The organism is Streptomyces omiyaensis (assembly GCF_014650895.1).
Lineage (GTDB): Bacteria > Actinomycetota > Actinomycetes > Streptomycetales > Streptomycetaceae > Streptomyces > Streptomyces omiyaensis.
On record NZ_BMVV01000063.1, the window covers coordinates 1 to 5696 of the forward strand.

At 75.5% G+C, this 5696-nt stretch carries 2 protein-coding genes; both read right to left on the bottom strand.

The window, feature by feature from the left end; translation table 11 throughout:
* The coding region (locus tag IE287_RS37850; protein WP_189853971.1) for a beta-ketoacyl synthase N-terminal-like domain-containing protein at nt 1–938 on the bottom strand (938 nt) is incomplete at its 3' end.
* A gap of 60 nt (nt 939–998) precedes the next feature.
* On the bottom strand, nt 999–5696 hold a 4698-nt coding region (locus tag IE287_RS37855; protein ID WP_189853972.1), incomplete at its 5' end, for a type I polyketide synthase.

Here is a 5696-nt window from a genome sequence, read left to right on the forward strand (position 1 = left end):
TTGGGGGCGGTCAGGCCGTTGGAGGCGCCGTCCTGGTTGACGGCCGAGCCGCGCAGGACGGCGAGGACCTGGTGGCCGTTGCGGCGGGCGTCGGAGAGCTTCTCCAGCAGGAGCAGGCCCACGCCCTCGGCCCAGCCGGTGCCGTCCGCGGAGGCGGCGAAGGACTTGCTGCGGCCGTCGGCGGCCAGGCCGCGCAGCCGGGAGAACTCGATGAAGGCGACGGGTGTCGACATGACGGTGACGCCGCCGGCGAGGGCGAGGTCGCACTCGCCGCGGCGCAGGGCGTTGGCGGCGAGGTGGAGGGCGACCAGGGAGGAGGAGCAGGCGGTGTCGACGGTGACGGCCGGTCCTTCCAGGCCGTAGGTGTAGGCGACGCGGCCGGAGGCGATGGAGCCGGCGCTGCCGCTGAAGAGGTAGCCCTCGAAGCCCTCCGGGGGCAGGTGGGGGCGCGAGCCGTAGTCGTTGTACATGACGCCGGCGAACACGCCGGTCCTGGTGCCCTTGAGCGAGACGGGGTCGATGCCGGCGCGTTCGAAGGTCTCCCAGGCGGTCTCCAGGAGGAGGCGCTGCTGGGGGTCGGCGGCGAGGGCCTCGCGCGGGGACATGCCGAACAGTTCGGGGTCGAAGAGGTCGGCGTCGTAGAGGAAGCCGCCTTCGCGGGAGTAGGAGGTGCCGGTCTTCTCCGGGTCGGGGTCGTAGAGGGAGTCGAGGTCCCAGCCCCGGTCGGTGGGGAAGCCGGAGACGGCGTCGACGCCGTCGGCCACCAGCTGCCACAGGTCTTCGGGGGAGGCGACGCCGCCGGGGTAGCGGCAGGCCATGGAGACGATCGCGATCGGCTCCTGCTCCTTGTCCTCGACCTCGCGCAGACGCTTGCGGGCGTCTCGGGCGTCGGCGATGGCCCTCTTGAGGTATTCGCGGAGTTGTACCTCGTCAGCCACGTGAATTCAGCTCCCGGGTGGTGATGGCGGTGGTGGTCGGCGGTCGGCGGCGGGTGCGGGTCATTCGAGGTCGTCCAGGAGCGCGAAGAGCTCCTCGTCGCTGGCCGTCTCCAGGTCCTGGTCGTCGTCGGCGGCGTCCTGGGGGGCGGGTTCGGCGGTGCCCTCGGCGGCCTTGAGGAGTTCCCTGAGCCGTGCGGTGATCAGTTCGCGTGCTTCGCGGTCGGGGGCCGCGGCGGCGATGGCCGCCTCCAGGCCGGTGAGCGGGGTGAGGACCGGGTCGGCCGGGGAGGCCTCCTGCACGGCGAGTTCGCCCAGGAGGTGGGTGGCCAGGGCGCGCGGCGAGGGGTGGTCGAAGACGAGGGTGGTGGGCAGGCGCAGGCCGGTGGCGCGGTTGAGCTGGTTGCGCAGTTCGACGGCCGTGAGGGAGTCGAAGCCGAGTTCCTGGAAGGCCCGGTCGGCCTCGATGCCGGCGGGGTCGCCGTGGCCGAGGACGCCGGCCACCTGGGCGCGTACGAGGTCGGTGAGGGCGCGTTCGCGTTCGGCGGGGCCGAGGGCGGCGAGCCGTTCGGCGAGCGGGGTCTCGGTGGCGGTGGTGGCGGTCGCGGCGGTGGTGGTGCGGCGCTTGGGCGGGCCGGCCAGGGTGCGCAGGACGGGCGGCAGGTCGTCGCCGCGGCTGCGCAGGGCGGTGGTGTCGAGGCGGGTGACGGCCAGGACGGGTTCGCCGGTGGCGGGGGCGGCGTCGAAGAGGGCGGTGGCCTCCTGGGTGGCCAGGGGGCGCAGGCCGACGCGGGCGAGGCGGCGCAGGTCGGTCTCGTCGAGTCCGCCGGACAGGGTGCTGGCTTCGGCCCACAGGCCCCAGGCCAGGGAGAGGCCGGGCAGGCCCTGGGCGCGGCGGTGGGCGGCGAGGGCGTCGAGGAAGGTGTTGCCGGCGGCGTAGTTGGCCTGGCCGGCGGTGCCGATGAGGCCGGCGACGGAGGAGTAGAGGACGAAGGCGGTGAGGTCGAGGTCGCGGGTGAGGTGGTGCAGGTGCCAGGCGGCGTCGATCTTGGGGCGCAGGACGGTGTCGAGCTGGGTGGGGGTGAGCTGGGCGGCGACGCCGTCGTCGAGGACGCCGGCGGTGTGGACGACGGCGGTCAGGGGGTGCTCGGCGGGGATGCCGGCGAGGACGCGGGCCAGGGAGTCGCGGTCGGTGACGTCGCAGGCGACGGTGGTGGCGTGGGCGCCGAGTGCCTCCAGTTCGGTGCGCAGTGCGGTGGCGCCGGGGGCGTCGGGGCCGCGGCGGCTGAGGAGGAGGAGGCGGCGGGCGCCGTGGGTGGTGACGAGGTGGCGGGCGATGACGGTGCCGAGGGCGCCGGTGGCGCCGGTGACGAGGACGGTGCCGCGGTCCCAGGCGGGCGGGGGGGTGTCGGTGCGGGGGGTGGTGCGGGTGAGGCGGGGGGTGGTGAGGTGGCCGGCGCGGACGGCGATCTGGGGTTCGCCGGTGGCGACGGCGGCGTCGAGGCCGGTGTCGGTGGGGTCGGCGGGGTCGAGGTCGACCAGGACGATCCGGCCGGGGTTCTCGGTCTGGGCGGACCGGAGCAGGCCCCAGACTCCGGCGTGGGTGGGGTCGGTGACGTCCTGGGTGGCGGTGGGGACGGCGCCGCGGGTGGTGACGACGAGGCGGGTGTCGGCGAGGCGGTCGTCGGCGAGCCATTCCTGGACGGTGTCCAGGACGCGGTGGACGGCGGCGCGGGCGCGGTCGGGCAGGGTGGCGGGGTCGGCGTCGGCGGTGCCGGTGGGGGTGGCCGCGTGGAGGTGCAGGACGGCGGGGGCGGCGGCGCCCGCGTCGAGTGCGGCGCGCAGGGTCCGTACCCCGGCGTGGCTGTCGCCCTGTCCGTCGGTGCCGGCGAGGGGGGCCCAGCCGGTGCGGGCCGGGGTGGTGGCGGGGTCGGCGAGGGGGGTCCAGGCGAGGCCGAACAGGCCGTCGCGGGTGGTGGTGCCGGCCGCGCGCAGGGTGTCGGCGGACAGGGGGCGCAGCAGGAGGGAGTCGGCGGCGGCGACGGGGGCGCCCGCGCCGTCGGCGACGGTGAGGGCGACCCGCAGCGAGTCGTCGCCGGTGCGGTCCAGGGAGAGGCGGACGCGCAGGACGGTGGCGCCGGTGGCGTACAGGCTGACGCCGGACCAGGAGAACGGCAGCCAGGGGGTGCCGTCGGGGCGGGTGACGCCGGGGAGCAGGGGGTGCAGGGCGGCGTCGAGGAGTGCGGGGTGGAGGCCGAAGCGGGGGGCGTCGGCGCGGTGTTCCTCGGGGAGGACGACTTCGGCGTAGAGGTCGTCGCCGGCGGTCCAGAGGCGGCTGAGGCCCTGGAAGGCGTGGTCGTAGCCGTATCCGGCGGCGGCGAGGCGGTCGTAGACGCCGTCGAGGTCGATCTCGGTGGTGCCGGCCGGGGGCCAGGCGAGGAGGCTTTCGCCGGGGGCGGGGGCGGGGGTGGTGCCGAGGCGGCCTTCGGCGTGCAGGGTCCAGGGCTGGTCGGTGTCGTCGTCCTGGTGGGGGCGGGCGTAGACGGCGAGGGTGCGCTCTCCGGCCGGGTCGGGTTCGCCGGCGACGAGCTGGAGCTGGACGGTGCCGTGCTCGGGCAGGATCAGCGGTGCGGCGAGGGTGAGTTCCTCGACGCGGTCGGCGCCGACCTGTTCGGCGGCGCGGAAGGCGAGGTCGAGCAGGCCGGTGGCGGGCAGCAGGACGGTGCCGTGGACGGTGTGGCCGTCCACCCAGGGGTGGGTGCGGCGGGAGAGGCGGCCGGTGAGCAGGTGGGTGTCGCGGTCGGCGGTCCTGACGGCGGCGGCGAGCAGCGGGTGGCCGACGGTGGCGAGGCCGAGGTCCTCGGCGTTGTCGGGGGTGGTGGTGCCCTCCAGCCAGTAGCGGCCGCGGTCGAAGGAGTAGGTGGGCAGGTCGACGCGGTGGGCGCCGGGGAAGTAGGAGGTCCAGTCGGGGCGGGCGCCGCGCAGGATCGCGGTGGTGAGGGCGGTGGCGGCGGTGGCGGCCTCGGGGCGGCCGGAGCGCAGCAGGGGGGCGAGGTGGCCGGCTTCGCGGGTGAGGCATTCCTGGGCCATGGCGGTCAGGACGCCGTCGGGGCCCAGTTCGAGGTAGTCGGTGACGCCGAGTTCTTCCAGGTGGCGGATGCCGTCGTGGAAGCGGACGGCTTCGCGGATGTGGGAGACCCAGTAGTCGGGTGAGGTGAGCTGTTCGGTGGTGGCCAGGACGCCGGTGACGTTGGAGACGACGGGGATGCGGGGGGCGTGGTAGGTGAGGCCTTCGGCGACGTGGCGGAACTCGTCGAGGACCTCGTCCATGTGGGGTGAGTGGAAGGCGTGGCTGACGGGCAGTCGCTTGGTCTTGCGGCCGCGGGCGCGCCACAGGGCGGTGATCTCCTCGACGGTGGCCTCGTCGCCGGAGATGACGGTGGCGCGGGGGCCGTTGAGTCCGGCGACGGCGACGGTGTCGGGGTCGTGGTCGGCGAGCAGGGTGCGCACCTCTTCCTCGCCGGCCTGGAGGGCGGCCATGGCGCCGCCCTCGCGGGCGGCCTGCATGAGCCGGCCGCGTTCGGCGACGAGGGTGCAGGCGTCGGCGAGGTCGAGGACGCCGGCGAGGTGGGCGGCGGTGACTTCGCCGATGGAGTGGCCCAGGAGGTAGTCGGGGGTGATGCCGTGGTGTTCGGCGAGGCGGTAGAGGGCGACCTCGATGGCGAACAGCGCGGACTGGGTGAAGGCGGTCTGGTCGATCAGTGCGGAGTCGGCCGATCCGTCGGGGGCGAACAGGACGTCCTTGACGGGGCGGAACAGTTCGGTGTCGAGGTGGCGGCAGACCTCGTCGAGGGCGCGGCGGAAGACGGGGGACGAGGCGTACAGTTCGCGGCCCATGCCCAGGCGCTGGCTGCCCTGGCCGGTGAGGAGGAAGGCGGTGCGGCCGCGGCGGCCGGGGGCGGTGCGGACGACGGCCGGGTCGGTTTCGCCGTGGGCGAGGGCGGCGAGGCCGTCGAGGAGGGTGGTGCGGTCGGTGCCGAGGACGGCGGCGCGGTGGTCGAGCGCGGCGCGGGTGGTGGCCAGGGAGAGGCCGACGTCGGCCGGGTCGAGGTCGGGGTGGGCGGTGAGGTGGTCGTGCAGGCGCTGGGCCTGGCGGCGCAGGGCGGTCTCGTCCTTGGCGGTGAGGATCCAGGGGGTGAGGCCGGTGCCGTCGTCCTGTGCGCGGGCCGGGGTGGGGGCGGGGGTGTCGGGGGCCTGTTCGAGGATGACGTGGGCGTTGGTGCCGCTGATGCCGAAGGAGGAGACGGCGGCGCGGGCGGGGCGACCGGTGGCGGGCCAGTCGCGGGCCTCGGTGAGCAGTTCGACGGCGCCGGTCTCCCAGTCGATGTGGGGGGAGGGGGTGTCGGCGTGGAGGGTCTTGGGCAGGGTGGCGTGCCGCATGGCCTGGATCATCTTGATGACGCCGCCGACGCCGGCGGCGGCCTGGGCGTGTCCGATGTTGGACTTGAGGGAGCCGAGGTAGAGGGGGCGGTCCTCGGGGCGGTCCTGGCCGTAGGTGGCGAGCAGGGCCTGGGCCTCGATGGGGTCGCCGAGGCTGGTGCCGGTGCCGTGGGCCTCGACGGCGTCCACGTCGGCCGGGGTGAGGCCGGCGCCGGCGAGGGCCTGGCGGATGACGCGTTCCTGGGCGGGGCCGTTGGGGGCGGTCAGGCCGTTGGAGGCGCCGTCCTGGTTGACGGCCGAGCCGCGCAGGACGGCGAGGAC